The sequence below is a fragment of the Sporosarcina ureae genome (assembly GCF_002082015.1).
Lineage (GTDB): Bacteria > Bacillota > Bacilli > Bacillales_A > Planococcaceae > Sporosarcina > Sporosarcina ureae_A.
The window spans coordinates 2,740,331-2,756,904 of sequence record NZ_CP015109.1 but is presented as its reverse complement, the minus strand read 5'-3'; the positions used below and the strand labels follow the sequence as shown (position 1 = coordinate 2,756,904).

15 protein-coding genes are annotated in these 16,574 nt (G+C 40.8%); 3 read left to right on the top strand and 12 right to left on the bottom strand.

The window, feature by feature from the left end; translation table 11 throughout:
* Nucleotides 1–72: 72 nt before the first annotated feature.
* From leuD to ilvD, 8 genes are all read right to left on the bottom strand, one after another.
* Complete coding sequence (leuD, locus tag SporoP17a_RS13380; protein WP_083035141.1) at nt 73–657, bottom strand: 3-isopropylmalate dehydratase small subunit; 585 nt, start codon at nt 655–657, stop codon at nt 73–75.
* 13 nt (nt 658–670) lie between these two features.
* Nucleotides 671–2,083 (bottom strand): 3-isopropylmalate dehydratase large subunit, encoded by a 1,413-nt coding sequence (gene leuC, locus SporoP17a_RS13375; protein WP_083035140.1) that lies wholly within the window; start codon nt 2,081–2,083, stop codon nt 671–673.
* 134 nt (nt 2,084–2,217) lie between these two features.
* Nucleotides 2,218–3,318, bottom strand: a complete 1,101-nt coding sequence (leuB, locus tag SporoP17a_RS13370; RefSeq protein WP_083035139.1) for a 3-isopropylmalate dehydrogenase — start codon at nt 3,316–3,318, stop codon at nt 2,218–2,220.
* 68 nt (nt 3,319–3,386) lie between these two features.
* Nucleotides 3,387–4,928 (bottom strand): 2-isopropylmalate synthase, encoded by a 1,542-nt coding sequence (locus SporoP17a_RS13365; protein ID WP_083035138.1) that lies wholly within the window; start codon nt 4,926–4,928, stop codon nt 3,387–3,389.
* Nucleotides 4,915–5,949, bottom strand: coding sequence for a ketol-acid reductoisomerase (ilvC, locus tag SporoP17a_RS13360; RefSeq protein ID WP_083035137.1), 1,035 nt, complete (start codon nt 5,947–5,949; stop codon nt 4,915–4,917). Before ilvC ends, SporoP17a_RS13365 begins: the two co-directional genes overlap by 14 nt.
* 27 nt (nt 5,950–5,976) lie before the next feature.
* A complete protein-coding gene (gene ilvN, locus SporoP17a_RS13355) occupies nt 5,977–6,495 on the bottom strand; it encodes an acetolactate synthase small subunit (RefSeq protein ID WP_083035136.1) in 519 nt (172 codons plus the stop codon).
* Nucleotides 6,492–8,237: a biosynthetic-type acetolactate synthase large subunit gene (ilvB, locus tag SporoP17a_RS13350; protein WP_083035135.1), complete on the bottom strand. Its 1,746-nt coding sequence runs from the start codon at nt 8,235–8,237 to the stop codon at nt 6,492–6,494. The genes ilvN and ilvB overlap by 4 nt, the downstream gene beginning before the upstream one ends.
* 355 nt (nt 8,238–8,592) lie before the next feature.
* Nucleotides 8,593–10,260, bottom strand: coding sequence for a dihydroxy-acid dehydratase (gene ilvD / locus SporoP17a_RS13345; RefSeq protein WP_083035134.1), 1,668 nt, complete (start codon nt 10,258–10,260; stop codon nt 8,593–8,595).
* A 752-nt stretch (nt 10,261–11,012) separates the two neighbouring features.
* Here ilvD and sda point away from each other — a divergent pair.
* Nucleotides 11,013–11,150: a sporulation histidine kinase inhibitor Sda gene (sda, locus tag SporoP17a_RS13340; RefSeq protein WP_099638628.1), complete on the top strand. Its 138-nt coding sequence runs from the start codon at nt 11,013–11,015 to the stop codon at nt 11,148–11,150.
* 96 nt (nt 11,151–11,246) lie between these two features.
* On the opposite strand, the gene SporoP17a_RS13335 is transcribed toward sda, so the two are convergent.
* From SporoP17a_RS13335 to SporoP17a_RS13320, 4 genes are all read right to left on the bottom strand, one after another.
* Complete coding sequence (locus SporoP17a_RS13335; RefSeq protein WP_083035132.1) at nt 11,247–11,561, bottom strand: DMT family transporter; 315 nt, start codon at nt 11,559–11,561, stop codon at nt 11,247–11,249.
* Nucleotides 11,524–11,910, bottom strand: a complete 387-nt coding sequence (locus SporoP17a_RS13330; RefSeq protein ID WP_083035131.1) for a DMT family transporter — start codon at nt 11,908–11,910, stop codon at nt 11,524–11,526. Before SporoP17a_RS13330 ends, SporoP17a_RS13335 begins: the two co-directional genes overlap by 38 nt.
* Before the next feature lie 80 nt (nt 11,911–11,990).
* On the bottom strand, nt 11,991–12,575 hold the full coding sequence (locus SporoP17a_RS13325; protein ID WP_083035130.1) for a TetR/AcrR family transcriptional regulator: 585 nt from the start codon (nt 12,573–12,575) through the stop codon (nt 11,991–11,993).
* Between the two features lie 194 nt (nt 12,576–12,769).
* Complete coding sequence (locus SporoP17a_RS13320) at nt 12,770–13,183, bottom strand: cation transporter dimerization domain-containing protein (protein ID WP_083035129.1); 414 nt, start codon at nt 13,181–13,183, stop codon at nt 12,770–12,772.
* A gap of 205 nt (nt 13,184–13,388) precedes the next feature.
* Between SporoP17a_RS13320 and SporoP17a_RS13315 the strand changes: the two genes are divergently transcribed.
* Entirely contained in the window at nt 13,389–15,056 is a 1,668-nt protein-coding gene (locus tag SporoP17a_RS13315; protein ID WP_083035128.1) for a hypothetical protein, read from the top strand.
* A gap of 51 nt (nt 15,057–15,107) precedes the next feature.
* The gene (locus tag SporoP17a_RS13310) at nt 15,108–16,559 is read left to right on the top strand and encodes an S-layer homology domain-containing protein (RefSeq protein ID WP_083035127.1); all 1,452 of its coding nucleotides are present in this window, start codon (nt 15,108–15,110) and stop codon (nt 16,557–16,559) included.
* The last annotated feature ends 15 nt before the right edge of the window (nt 16,560–16,574 follow it).

The window sequence follows — 16,574 nt, the reverse complement described above, 5'->3', positions numbered from 1 at the left end:
TTCAAATTAATACACTTTACTTTTCATACATAAAAAACAGTCCATGCTAAGTAAGCGATGAACTGTTTTGAATTATGCATGCTTTTGTTCGTACTCTGAAATCTTATCTTCATATTGGAATGTCAGGGAAATTTCATCCCAGCCATTCAATAACATCTTTTTATAATATGGATCGATATCAAAGTCGTACACCGAACCGTCTTCGCCAGCTACAGTTTGGTCTTCAAGACTCACTGTCAATGTGTATGGAGCTTCTTTGCCTTTTCGTAGAAATTCATCAATTTCCGCGACTGATAGTGTAATTGGCAAAATTCCATTCTTGAAGCAGTTACTATAGAAAATATCTGCAAAGCTTGGAGCAATGACTACGCGGAATCCGTAGTCTAAAATTGCCCACGGTGCGTGTTCACGAGAAGACCCACAACCGAAGTTTTCATGTGCAACCAAAATAGTTGAACCGTCAAAACGAGGATCATTCAGCACGAACTCTTCGTTTTTCGTACCATCTGCATTAAAACGCCAATGATAGAATAAATATTTTCCGAATCCAGTACGCTCAATTCGTTTCAGGAACTCTTTAGAAATAATTTGGTCTGTGTCTACGTTATTTTTATCTAATGGAGTGAGTACACTCTCTATTTTATTAATCGGTTCCATCTGAATACCCTCCTCAAATTTGCACAGCTGCTTCGATTTTTCGAACATCTACAAAATGTCCCGCTATAGCAGCCGCTGCAGCCATGGATGGGCTGACTAGATGTGTGCGTGAGCCTGCACCTTGGCGTCCTTCAAAATTCCGATTGGATGTAGAAGCACAGCGCTCGCCCGCTGGAACAACATCATCATTCATAGCTAAACACATACTACAGCCCGACTCTCTCCACTCAAAACCTGCATCTGTAAAGATTTTATCAAGACCGATATCTTCCGCTTGTTTTTTTACAGTACGTGAACCAGGTACGACAATTGCAGTCACAGTCGGATGTACGTGTTTACCTTTTACGACATTCGCTGCTGCTTCCAAATCGCTAAGACGCGCATTGGTACACGAACCGATAAATGCGTGTTGAATTTCAATATCTGTTAGTGCCATTCCTTCTTCAAGTCCCATATATTCCATAGCGGAACGAAGTGCGGACTTGTCCGTTTCGGATACATAATCTGCAGCTGTAGGAATAGTAGACGAAATTCCTGATCCCATAGACGGGTTCGTTCCCCACGTTACAAATGGTTCGATTTCATCTGCATGAATTTCAAGCACTTGATCATATGTTGCACCTTCGTCCGTATTCAGTGCGAGCCAACGCTCTGCTGCCGCCTCAAATTCTTCGCCTTGTGGTGCGTAACGACGTCCACGTAAATAATTGATTGTAGTTTCGTCTGGACCAATTAATCCTGCTTTTGCTCCCGCTTCAATGGACATATTACAAATTGTCATACGTTCTTCCATTGTAAGTCCGCGAATTGCTTCTCCTGTATACTCGACGATATGTCCTGTACCGACGCCAATTCCAAACTTCGAAATAATCGCAAGAATGATATCTTTAGCCGTTACACCAAAGCCTATTTTACCTGTCACGCGGATCTCCATCGTTTTCGGTTTACCTTGCCACAATGTTTGTGTAGATAATACATGCTCTACTTCACTTGTGCCGATACCGAACGCAATCGCTCCGAAGGCACCGTGTGTTGATGTATGGCTGTCTCCACAAACAATGGTTTTACCTGGTTGTGTCAACCCTAGCTCAGGACCAATAATATGTACAATTCCCTGGTCCGGATGTTGCATATCTGCCAATTGAACGCCAAACTCTTTACAATTTTTTTCAAGCGTAGTAATTTGTTTTTTGGCAATCGGGTCATTGATTACCGGTAAGTTTTTTGTCGGGACATTATGATCCATAGTTGCAAAGCATAGATCTGGACGACGCACTTTACGGTTCGCCAGCCTTAATCCTTCAAATGCCTGTGGTGATGTTACTTCATGAATTAAATGAAGATCAATGTACAATAGATCAGGCTTTCCTTTTTCTTCGTATACAATATGCTCATCCCATATTTTCTCAATAATTGTCTTAGCCATAATTGTTTCCCCTTCCCAGCCTATGCCTCTACGTTCGGCATATAATTCAGTTCATCTATCTCGTTATACACAAAGGGCGCACCAGTTTCGGTATGCCCTCCTGTGCATGTCGAGACGTAGACAGCGGTATTTTTTTAAATATACGAGTACATGATACTATTGGAAACGAACTGAAGATCCAATTCGTCTACGATCTTATCTGTCCATTCTTTTGTCGTTAATGAACGTTGATCTTTACCAGCTAAATCTGCTGTAAAGTGACCTTCTTCAAATACTGTATTGACTGCTTTTTCAATCGCTGCTGCTTCAGTTTCTAATCCAAATGAATACTTCAGCATCATTGCGACGGAAAGAATAGTCGCCGCGGGGTTTGCCACCCCTTGCCCTGCTACATCCGGCGCTGAACCGTGTACTGGCTCATATAGACCTAAGCCGTCTGAACGGACACTCGCTGAAGGAAGTAATCCAAGTGATCCTGTAATGACCGAAGCTTCATCACTCAAAATATCACCAAACATATTCTCCGTAACGATTACATCAAAATGTGCTGGATTTGTAATTAATTTCATTGCCGCGGAATCCACAAGCTGATGCTCTACCTCTACATCTGGATATTGCGCTTTTTTCTCTTCAACGATCTTTCTCCATAACTTACTGGATTCGAGCACATTCGCTTTGTCCACAGAAGTTACTTTGCCTTTACGCAGGCGAGCCAACTCGAAACCTTTGTCGACAATACGTTCGATTTCTTCACGTGTATATACAAGTGTGTCAACAGCCGATTGATCTGTGTGACGGCTCGGTTTACCAAAGTAAAGACCTCCAGTTAATTCCCGAACAATCATCATATCAACTTCTTTGACGATTTCTTCTTTTAAAGGAGAAGCTTGGATCAAAGAAGGTACAGCTGCAACAGGACGAAGGTTGGCAAATAGATCAAAATGTTTACGTATCGCAAGCAACCCTTTTTCCGGTCGCAATTCTGAAGGGTTCTGATCCCATTTTGGGCCACCCACTGCTCCTAGAAGAATGGCGTCACTTGACTCACATAACTCAATTGTCTCTTTAGGAAGTGGATCATTCTTTTCATCAATCGCCGCCCCACCAATTAGTCCAAATTCTGTATGGAATGTATGGTTAAAACGTCTGCCGATCACTTCCAATACTCTAACTGCCTCTGCTACTACCTCGGGTCCTATGCCGTCTCCGGGTAATACTGCTACTTTCTTTTCCATAGAACTTCTCCTCCTTGATCTATCTCGTATCACTCGATCGAATACTCTATCTCGTTGATATAGGTTGCTTATTTTATTAACTCTTCTTTCCGCAATTGTTCGCGAACTAGTTGACGGTTTATAGCATTCAAATAAGCTTTTGCAGACGCTTCTAATACGTCTTGCGCTACGTCACGGCCTGTAAGCTCTAGCCCGTTATGTCTTAAGTTGACTACTGCCTCTCCCAGTGCATCGCGGCCCTTTCCGATCGATGTTACACGATAATCCAGAATGAGAACTTCACCTTTAATGGCCAATTCGAGTGCGTTAAAGATAGATTCAACAGAACCTGCACCAGTTGTTGCCACTGTTACTGTTTCTCCGCTAGGCACTGTTGCCGTGACGGTAGCCGTCGGAATATTATTCGTTCCGTATTGTACTTGAACATTATGCAATTCATAAATTGGTGTATCTGTATCAGCTAATTGCTGTCCTGTAAACAATACAAATAAATCGTCTTCCGTAATTTCTTTTTTGCGATCTGCTAATTTTTTGAAATCGTCAAACGCTTCATTTAATTGCTGATCAGTCAGTTCAAAGCCCATTGTAATGGCCCGATCTTTGAACGCAGCACGTCCGGAGTGTTTGCCTAGTGCCAACGGAATATCCGTTTCACCAATTAATTCGGGTGTAATAATTTCGTATGTCTCACGGTTTTTCAGCATGCCATCCTGATGAATACCCGATTCATGAGCGAATGCATTCTTTCCGACAACCGCTTTGTTTGGCTGGATGACTACTCCCGTCAAACGACTAACAAGCTGACTCACTTTTTTGATTTCTTTCAAGTTAATTCCAGTTTCCATGTTATAGAAGTCTTTACGGATGTGCATCGCGACAGCAATTTCTTCTAATGCTGCATTGCCTGCGCGCTCGCCAATCCCGTTAATCGTACATTCTACTTGATCTGCACCATTCTCAACTGCCGCAATGGAGTTGGCAACGGCCATTCCAAGGTCATCATGACAATGAGCTGAAAGCTTCACATGATCTATTCCTTTTACGTTCTCTTTCAAATATTTGAATAGAGCACCGTACTCTGCAGGTGTTGCATAGCCTACGGTATCGGGAACATTAATCGTTGTCGCTCCTGCCTCAATTACTTTACTAATAATACGTACCAGATATTCCTTATCAGAACGGAAAGCATCTTCTGCCGACCACTGAACGAGCGGGAAATACTTTTTAGCGTACTTGACTGCATCCACTGCGATCTCTACTACTTCGTCTGGAGATTTCTTTAATTTATACTCCATATGAATCGGTGATGTTGCTAAAAATACATGGATATGCGGCTGCTCTCCGCCACGTAACGCTTCCCATGATATATCAATGTCATTTTTGATTGTTCTAGCAAGACCAGTCACAGTAGAGTTTTTCACTGTGTTGGCAATGCGTTGAACGGCTTCGAAATCACCTGGGGATGAAGCAGGAAATCCTGCTTCAATGACTGCTACCCCAAGTTTTTCTAGCTGACGAGCGATTTCTAATTTTTCTACTGTATTTAGATTAATACCTGCAGATTGCTCACCGTCGCGAAGAGTTGTATCGAATAGATCAATTTTTCTCACTCGCTACCACTTCTTCCTCTTTTGATTTAGCTCCTTCGTTGATGAATGGCATCATAGAACGAAGTTTCTGTCCTACTTCTTCAATTTGGTGCTTAGCTTCTGCTTCTTCAATTGCATTGAACTGAGGACGTCCGTTTTCATTCTCTTCGATCCATTCTTTCGCAAACTTACCTGATTGGATGTCAGTAAGAATATCTTTCATACGTGCTTTTGTATCTGCATCGATTACGCGTGGACCAGAAACGAAGTCGCCCCACTCCGCAGTATCAGAGATTGAATAACGCATTCCAGCCATTCCGCCTTCATACATCAAGTCCACAATAAGCTTCGTTTCGTGCAATGTTTCGAAGTAAGCTAGTTCAGGCTGGTATCCAGCTTCTACTAGTGTTTCGAATCCAGCTTTAACTAGTGAAGTCAATCCACCACAAAGTACGGCTTGCTCTCCGAATAGATCCGTAACTGTCTCTTCTTCGAAAGTTGTTTCCAAAACGCCACCACGAGCAGATCCGATACCTTTTGCATACGCAAGAGCTACGTCTTTTGCTTGGCCAGATACGTCTTGGTACACTGCGAATAGTGCAGGAACTCCGCCGCCAGCTTCAAATGTTCTACGTACTAGGTGTCCTGGTCCTTTTGGAGCTACTAGGAATACATCTACGTCAGCAGGTGGTTTGATTTCACCGAAGTGTACGTTGAAACCGTGAGCGAATACTAAAGATTTTCCTTTAGCAAGAGCTGGTTCGATTTCTGAATTGTAGATTGCTTTTTGGTTTTCATCTGGAAGTAAGATCATGATCAAATCTGCTTTTTCAGAAGCTTCTTTTACTGAAAGTGTTTCTAAGCCGTCTGCTTTTGCTTGTTCGAATGATTTACCTGCACGAACTCCTACTACTACGTTAAAGCCAGAATCTTTCAAGTTACGCGCGTGTGCGTGGCCTTGTGAACCGTATCCGATAATTGCGATTGTTTTACCTTCTAGTAGTCCTTCATTGATATCCTGGTTATAATACATTTTTGTCATTTTTATTTCCCCCTAAGTGTGTGTGTGTTACTGCTTTAAAATAGACAACTGTGGTGCTTGAACTTTTTGCATATCACGGGCAAAGCCGGTTGCGCCAGTTCGTGTTAATTCTTTGATGCCATATGGTTTCAGCAAATCGATAAACGCTTCGATTTTATCTGGGTCACCCGTTACTTGGTAAGTTACTACATTCTTTCCGGAATCAACTATAGTTGGACGGAAAGGTTCCACAATACTGTTCATTTCAGAGCGAATCTGTGGTGGTGAGATGACCTTTACTAAAGCTAACTCACGTAACACGATCGCTTTGTCTGTTATATCTTTCACTGTAATAACATCAATCTGCTTCTGCAGCTGTTTTACAAGTTGTTCGATTTTGTTTTCATCTTCTACGTGAACTTGGAATGTCATCTTGGATCTATTCGGCTGTTCCGTAGCACCAACGGTAATACTTTCAATATTGAATTGACGCTTCATCAGCAGTCCCGTTACACGGTTTAATACCCCGCTCTGATTAATTACTGTTACTGTAATAATTCGTTTCACTGAGGACTCACTCCAATCATGTCTTGTAATCCTTTACCTGGAGCAACCATTGGATAGACATTTTCTTTTTGTTTCACTCGGCAATCGATCAAGACCGGCTCGTCAGATAATAGCGCTTCTGCAAATACCTTTTCAGCCTCTTCCAAATTGTGGATACGATATCCTTTTAGATCGTATGCTTCCGCCAATTTAATAAAGTCTGGCTGTACAGGAACTAGTGACTGCGAATAACGCTCTTCATAGAAGGTCTCTTGCCACTGACGTACCATACCTAGTGCTCCGTTATTTAAAATGATGACTTTTACAGGAATACGCATTTCTTGAAGAAGTGATAGCTCTTGTGCTGTCATTTGGAAACCTGCGTCTCCCACAACTGCAATTACACGCGCTTTCGGTTTTGCTAGTTGTGCACCGATTGCTGCTGGGAAACCAAAGCCCATTGTTCCTAACCCGCCTGATGTTACCCAATTGTCTGGATTATTGAAACGGTAATATTGAGCGGTCCACATTTGGTGCTGTCCAACATCTGTCGTAACGATTGCATCGCCGTTTGTAATCCGATGTATGATCTCGAGTGCTTGTTGAGGCAATAAAGCTTCCTCATCCTTTTGATACCAAAGTGGATATTGTTCTGCTAAGCCATTCAAATAGCCTACCCATTCTGTTGTATCCGGCGATTTAAAATCTGCCTTCAACAATGCCGTTAACGCTTCTTTTGCATCCGATACAATCGGAATTTCAGTAACCACGTTTTTACCAATCTCTGCCGGATCGATGTCAATATGAATAACACGTGCATTCGGTAAGAATGCATCCAAGTTACCTGTTAGACGGTCATCAAAACGGGCACCCACATTAAGCAGTAAATCACATTCGCTTAATGCATAGTTAGCTGTTGCCGTACCGTGCATGCCAGCCATTCCGTAGAATAATTCATGTTCTCCGTGGATCGAACCCAAGCCAAGTAAGGTATTGACGATTGGAATACGATGTGTTTCGACAAGCTCTTTCAGCTCGGCTGTTCCACTTGCATGAAGTACACCCGCACCGGCAAGGATCATAGGCTTTTTCGCTCCAGAGATCGCTTTTGAAGCTTTTTGAATTTGCAGATAATTGGGTGTAGTAGTTGGCTGATAACCAGGCAAATTCACTTCTTTACTCTCTTTTTCGACAGGTACGAAGATATCAGTTGCGACATTTTTAGGCACGTCGACAACAACTGGTCCTGGCCGTCCGGTAGAAGCAATATGGAAAGCTTCACGCAAAATACGTGGAATGTCCGCTACATTTTGTACTTGATAGTTATGTTTTGTAATAGGTTGAGTGATCCCAATGATATCCGCTTCCTGAAATGCATCCGATCCGATAACGGTACTTGCTACTTGGCCTGTAATAACGACTAATGGAAGTGAGTCCATCATGGCGTCTGTAATTCCCGTTACTAAGTTCGTTGCACCAGGACCTGATGTGGCGATGACCACTCCTGTTTTCCCCGACACTCTCGCATATCCTTCTGCTGCGTGGATTGCTCCTTGCTCATGTCGTGCTAAAACATGTGGTATTGGGTCGTTATATAGCGCATCATAGATTGGAAGAACTGCCCCTCCAGGATATCCAAAGATGATTTCAACGTTCTGTTCTTTAAGCGATTGAATCAAGATTGCAGAACCATCCGCAAGTTTATTTACAGCTTGCTCCTTTGGCATAGATACAGTCTGTTTTTCTTGTACTTTAGCACTCATACTGAACTCCTCCTTACAATTTTCATCCATATATAGTAGCCAATGACGTTTTCCCCTAAAAAAAAACCTTCTCATCCCACGCAAAGAAATCTACTCTCTTTACATAGGGATGAAAAAGCTTTCATGGTACCACCCTAGTTCGTGACGTTTGTCACCTTACGAAAAAGCAAGCCAAAGCCGTACTTTCTCATTGCTAACGAGCCCGAATATCGAGCCCGAGACTGCCTAGTCGGTATACCTTTTAGCAATCCACTCCGAGGGGATGTCGCAAATAGCTGTATTACCGGCTCGCAGCACCGCCGGCTCTCTGTGAATACATTCTCTATCTACTTTAACCTCATCAACGTTTTGTATATTAAATTTTCATGACTCCACCAGTACTGGCTGAAGTGACTAGTTGAGAATATCTAGCAAGATATCCTTTTTTAATTTTAGGTTCGAATGGTTCCAGTGCATGACGGCGCTCTGCAAGAACTTCATCGGATACCATCAGTTCGATCGTACGGTTTGTTAGATCAATTTCGATAATATCTCCATTCTCTACAAGCGAAATCGGTCCACCGGATGCTGCTTCTGGTGAGATATGGCCAATGGATATACCTCGTGATGCCCCAGAGAAACGACCGTCGGTAATTAAAGCAACTTCCTTACCAAGCCCTTTCCCCATAATTGCAGAGGTCGGTGCCAGCATTTCTGGCATTCCCGGTCCACCTTTAGGTCCTTCATATCGAATGACAACGACGTGGCCTGCTTTTACTGTGTCATTATCAATATTTTCTTGGGCTTCTTCCTGTGAGTTAAAGACAATTGCTTCTCCTCTGAACTCCTTGATAGAAGGATCAACTGCACCTACTTTAATAACAGAACCTTCAGGTGCGATATTACCAAACAGAATGGACAAGCCACCTACTGGACTATATGGATTATCTTTCGTTCGTATGACATCTGTATTTGTAATCTCATGACCTGCGACATCTTCTGCAATCGTCTTGCCTGTGATGGTCATTCGATCATTGTGCATCGCACCATCAATTTTACACAATTCATTGATAATTGCGCTCACACCGCCGGATTTTTCAATGTCATCCATTGAATAATCAGACGCTGGCATGATTTTAGCTAAGTATGGTACTCGTTTTGCTACCTCGTTAACGTCTTCAATATTGTAATCAATTTCTGCTTCGTGAGCGATCGCCAATGTGTGAAGGACTGTATTAGTCGAACCACCCATTGCCATATCAAGTGCAAATGCATCGTCGATTGTTTCTTTCGTAATGATGTCACGCGGTTTAATATCTTTTTCGATACAATTCATTAAATGTTTCGCTGCATCTTTGATGAGTCGATGACGATCATCGGATGTAGCAAGAATTGTCGCATTTCCTGGAAGAGCCATACCGAGCATTTCCATTAATGAGTTCATGGAGTTCGCTGTGAACATTCCCGAACAGGATCCGCATGAAGGACAAGCATTCTGTTCAATGTCGAGTAATGTTTCAGCCGACATCTTACCGCTTTTGTAAGCTCCCACACCTTCAAACACAGATGTTAATGAAAGGACATCGCCTGTTGCGGAAACGCCTGCTTCCATCGGCCCACCGGAAACGAATACCGAAGGGACGTTTGTTCGAACAGCGGCCATCAGCATACCTGGTGTGATTTTGTCACAGTTTGGTATATAGAAGACTCCGTCAAACCAGTGCGCATTAATAACTGTTTCTGCTGAGTCTGCTATTAACTCACGACTCGGCAATGAATAACGCATACCGATATGCCCCATTGCAATTCCGTCATCTACACCAATAGTGTTAAATTCGAACGGCACGCCGCCCGCTTCCCAAATCGCTTCTTTAACTACTTCGGCGAACTTGTTCAAATGCATATGTCCTGGGATGATATCTATATAGGAGTTACACACTCCAATAAATGGTTTATTCATATCTTTCGTTTTAACACCAGCTGCATATAGTAAGCTACGGTGTGGTGCACGATCGATTCCTTTTTTAATCATGTCACTTCTCATTTGCAATCTCTCCTAAACTAATTGAACGAATCAATTGCTAATTACATTAATTGCATTCAGTTGAATATTCTGAACAGCTAGTGAATTGTTCACCGCTATGAACTAGATTGCTGTAATCATATCTTGTAAACGAATAAAGGTCAACCGTATTTTTAAAGTTTTTCGCCAATTGTGACTAATTTAAAACATCTGAATACGCTTACACGCGCGACATACAGCGATATATTGCATATCGAAATACATAAAAATTATTTTTGCTTTTGACTCCATTTCTTTCATTAAGTAATGAAAAACAAAGATCATATCCTCACTACATAGATAGAAGGCGAAGATAGAAGCTTTATTAAACATTCTGTCTAGATTCATTTTTTATATGAATGGACTAGATTTTCCGTTTTGATTTATTACAACTTTCTCCTCTACTTACATATCAATTAGTGCAGATGAAAAATCCTGTTCAAGAAAACGATATGTATTCAGTCAATATATAGAGTACGAGTCATTCTATGACAAGTTTCGCTCGACAGTATTCGACATTTATATTTTGTTCATAACTCTATACACATTATCCACCGCATATCTTGGCAGTTTCTGTATACCATTCACATATTACCCACAGCTTACCCACCAGCATTGTGGACAATTCGAACGCTTGTTCTTTCCAGATTCTTTTGGTAAAGTAAGAGATAACATCTAGAGAGAAGCATGCAGACTGATTACAATCTATTCATCCTAAAGGAGGCGGTTCTACTGTGCCACATTTATCGGATCAATTGTTGCTCTATTCCTATCAACAGGCTCAAAAATATCAACTAAGTCTGGAGTTCATTCAACTGTTAGAACGCGAGATACGTAAACGTGCCTTGGAATCGATAAAACTCAGTAGCTGATCTTTCGGATACAATAAAACGGACATGCCCTTTCTCCATAGGCATGTCCGTTTTCCATTCCATAAGTATTTCTCCATCAATTAAAGATGTTGCATTTTATGATAATGCTTTGAGTCCAACTACACCAATGACGATGAGTATAAGGCTCACTACTCTACCTGTACTCTTCGATTCACCGAAGAATAACATATTGATCAGTACAGCCCCAGCCGTACCTATACCAATCCATACAGCATACGCTGTACTCACCTGCAAGTACTTAAAGGAGTTATATAGAAAGAAGAACGCGGTACCGAATCCTCCGTAATATAGCAAACCGTTAACCCAGGTCTTTTTCTCACTAAATTTCTTCAACCCTATGACACCGGCAAACTCACTTAGAGCTGCCAAGAATACTAGAATCCAACCCATCGTTCTTCACTCCCTCCAGCGCTTTCTTTTCATCCTGTCCGTCCGCAATCTTTAATCCTGCTACTCCAATCACTAGAAGGAAGATGAAAAAGATTTTGCCTATACTAATATGTTCACCAAAGAACATGACATCCATTAACGATGTACCTACCGTTCCGATTCCAGCAAATATTGCATAGACCGTTCCCGTCGGTAGACTCTCGCAAGCTTTGGTAAGGTAATGAAAATCCACAAATATAAAACCTATGATAAATATCCAGTGCCACCAGTGAGTTGCTGTGTTAAATCCAAAAATCCACACTAACTCAAAAAAGCTGGTTAATGCGACATATAGCCATGCTTTATTCATACGATCCGCTCCAATTTCGTTCCTCATTCATTATGACTGACTATCATTCATTTTATCATAAAGGTTAACAATTTGCTATGTTAACCTTTCGTTGTTTGAGATTGCAGTGCATGAGACATAAAATCCAAAACTTCTTCTTTCTGTCGATCTGCTTCACTTTCATCATGTTGAGCATAAAGGAATACTTGCTCGGCCGCTGATTCAATGAGCCCAATAATAATTTTTGCTGTCCGTTCAGGTTTGATCGATTGACGAACCGCCCCTGCTGTTTTGGCAGCTTCAAGTTTTTCGCTAATCCATTCATAAAATGGCGCGTAGACAGATTCCCACTCGCGAATATGTTCTGTCGAAGCTAGCCCTGAATAAATGACGGCCAATATTTCATAATACTCTTTGTTCACTTTAAAGATTGCATCTACCATTTGTTCAAACTGTTGCGGATACGCAGCTTCATCATCAACCGTTAGTTTTACAATTTCAATTGTTTTCATGACCATCACTTCCGCAATTGCAGGCATAAGAGATAATTTTGAAGGAAAGTATAAATAAAACGTCCCTTGTGCGATTCCTGCACGCTTGACGATATCAGAGATTTTTGTTTTCTCAATTCCTTGCTCTTGAAATACCTCTATAGCTGAATGCACTATCGCTGTCTTTTTCCCCAATGAATTCCCCACTCTCTATGGATTTTAATTAGTATATCGCAATGATTCGTGTCCAACCCATCATGACAATGATTACTTCCTAATTTACTTACTACATTTTAAATTTACCATCATTTGATGCAAAGCACACATCAAAACTATACGATGTAACGATAAAAATACCGCCCTTTGACAGGACGGTATTTCTACGTTCATTATTTGACTTCTTTTGTTTCTTGTACGAATGTTTCTCCACTTTTACGTGCTTGGATATCAATACTATGTTTCGGATACTCTTTTTCAAGACGTTCGTAGTACCTTTTACTAATTTTCTCAGCTTCTTCTTTTTTCATGTCCTCTGTCACTTCAAAGTCTAGTAAGACGAAACCACCTGCATCTTCAGTAATGATCAAACTTACTTCCGATACGCCTTCTTCTTTTTCAAACTCTTCTTTTAACTCATCATTAGAAGTTGTTGTATCAGATTTATCTACAGGTTCTTTCACAACATTTTCAGTGGGTTCGGTTTGTTCTTTGTCCACATCTGTTTCATTTTCAGTATCTGCGTTACATGCTCCTAATAGTAGAAGTGATAGACTAAGCGGAGCTAGTATCTGTCTTTTTTTCATGATAAACCGACCCTTTCTTTTGTTCACTATATTTCGTATCCTATCATATCTGTAAAACCTTGACAAAGAATTCGATAATAGGCAACGTACTTTCAAACAGTTACATAACAAAGGGACTATAATCGAATGTGAGTCTTTTTCTTTACTTCTATTTTAATTGACCGATATAGAATTTGTATAATACTACTCGGAGGTGGAACAAGTAATGATTAAGAAATGGTTTGCTATTTATACATGGAGCATAGTGATCATCATCGGATGTCTCTTGGGTGCCGCAAACTTAGCAGAAGCAAGCGCACGGATTACCGGCACATTTGTTAAGGCCAACTATGATGAAGTAGTAGAGCAAGATACTACTAAGAAAGAATTACGCAGTATTACAATCAAAAATGATGCAGGACATACTGCAACTTATTCAATTGACCGGTACACAAGATTATCCGTAGACACTATTGCCGTTAAAATCGATGCGTTTAAGTTAGGTATGAAAATAGAAGCCGACGTACAAAACCGCTACTTAAAAACACTGCACGGTAAAACAACTACGCCAGGAGCAGTCATTGAGCCTAACGGTAAAGCCTATAGCGGTATGGTCACGTATATGGACCGAAACAGAAAAGGTCTAACCATTACATTAGATGATGGACGTGTAAAAAATGTCTATATTAATTCAGATACTCAATTTTTTAAAAAAGGTAAACGTACAACTAGTAGCTCTTTATATGAAGGAGATCGTGTCAACATTAAGTTCTCCGTCTATAATTCCAACTACATTACACTGTTAGAAATTTTAGAACCCGGTGTTCAAGTAGCTGGCGTATATAAAGGAACTCTTCACCGAATCGATCCAATCAATCGCAAAATCATTTTGCGTGATGAGACAAAATTCTTAAACTGGCACTGGTATGAAAACCATGCGAATAGCACGTCCAGCTATTACTACTCAGCTAAAACGCCTATTTACTTTGAAAATAAACCAGTTCCCCACAATCAGTTGCGCAAATACGCAAACTTAAAAGTCTATCTGGCAACTGTAAATAAACATGGCAAAGAACAAGTAGAACGCATCATTATACAAAAAAATGCAGAACGTACTTTTTACGAACCACTGAAAAGCTTTAATGGAAAAACAAAAGAAATTAGTCTGATGGATTCACAGCGGTTCCGCTATCACGGTGGTTCCATTCTGATCCGCAACGGCCGGTTAGTCTCACCAGAATCTTTAGGCGCTTATGGCACAGCCTTTGTCGCAGCATCGGGTCCGATCAAAACACAGTACGCAAATATTATACATATTAGCAATGATGGGTTGGACAGTCCGAATTTATCTGATCAATCCATTTACTTCGGTAAAATCTCGGGAGTACTTGGCTATACATTCCGTCTGTCAAATGCGTCTGAACTAAAGAATAACGTGTGGTCTTCTATTAAAGAACAGGATCTGGATTTCCATAATGAAACGTATGCAGTGCAAGAGCTTTCCAAGAAACTCATTACTTTTGTTCCTCAAATGGATTTACGCTTCTACACTGATGATTATGGATACTTCTATGTATCAGATAAAGAAGTTTCTGCTATTCATGTAATACAAGGTAGTAAGGCACCTGCCAATATTACATTAGTGGGTCGTCTATCTAAGCTACATTCTACCCCTAGCGACAAGGCGATTCATACTAGTATCGATGTACGGAATGTTAGTAAATGGACAAAAAGTGCTTGGAATACACAAGGTAATATAAATAAAATGGATATCCAACAAGCTACCTTCATTAAAGACGGTGCAGTGATCCAACCAAGTGATTTAGAAATTAACGATAGATTATTTATAGTTGCTGAGAATATTCTAAAAGCAGCCATCATTTTAGTTGATTAAAATCAGGCAGTGAGACAATCCTCTCACTGCCTAAAAGAGGGAGTCATACAAATGAAGTGTTTCACAAAAGTACGTACAAGTATTCTATTCACTATAATTCTACTTACAGTTTCACTGAACACCTCTCCTGCTTCGGCAAGTCCAATTGACGTCAATGGCGGTGTGATGAATGAATACGAGTATAGCGAGGTGTTTTTTCTGACAGGTGAACCTGTTATATTTTCAGGAAAAGCAGTCACAACAGAAAAAGAAAATAAAAATACTCTTACTCGAACGTACCGCTTCACGTTGACTGGTGATCAAGATCATCCAACGTATAAAGATGCTAAACTTACACGAAGCGTAAACTATGTTGCCAACGTCAATGAGCACGAAAGTAAAGGCCAAACTACCTCTCAATTTGAGGTCAAAAGCTATTCTGAGAAAGTCACATTCGGTAAAGATACGTATACACTCGCTGACTATCAGTATTCGGAAGGAATGGTCGCGGATAATCTACCTGCTTCTACTTTTTATTCAGGCAATATGGTTGGCCGGAAAATCTATAAATATGTTGATGGTTCAACAAAAGCAGAAGATATCATTACCGTTCATTTAAATGGACGTAATATGGGCTATAAAAATTTCTGGGGTGCTACTGAAACACAGTTGATGGATTCGGAAATTGTTACACCTAAAGGTTCTGCTTTCATTACAAGCAAAGCTTCTGATAGCAAATCTCGAATCATGGTATACGAACCATTCGACCCTACCTTAGCAAGCTTTGCAGGTGGTCATTCCGTAATCAGCTCTTCTGATATGGTAAGCGAATATACGTATAATATTCCTTTTGGCGCAGGTAAAGGGAAACTAGAATTGCAGAAAAAGAATTTACCATTGGTAGAGCGCTTGATCGTACCCAAGTTTCGTGATCTTGGTCGGCATCAAGCAAAAGATTCAATTGAAAAACTATATTCACTTGGTATTTTCGATGAGAATTCTCAATTTTTCTCTCCAAACACACCTATGCAGCGCTATCAATATACCATTGGCATTTTAAAGGCGGTGGACCTACGTGTTCTAGAAGAACCAAAGAAAAGTAGAGTGCCCCGTGTTCCTATATTTACAGATCTTTCCGTAAAAGATCCTGACTATATGTATATCGAAAGTGCAGTAGCGCAAGGAATTATTAACGGAGTGACACCAGATTTATTTGAGCCTGACAGCCCGATTACACGTGTACAAGCCATCGCTATTCTCGTTCGAGCGCTCGGAATGGAAGGACGTGCACCAAGCCCAGGCTTTAGAACACATTACGTGGATGACTATAAGATCTCCGCATGGGCTAAAGATAGCGTCTATGTAGCAACAGAACTTGGATTGGTAAAAGGTAATGAACAAAATTATTTCAATCCGAAGCAACCATTGACCAGAGCACAGGCAGCATTGTTAACTTCTCGCTTCCTTGACTTTTTAGAGAATGACTTAAAACAAAACTATCGTGATGATATCTTTTTCCAATAAGAAGGGAGGTCCACT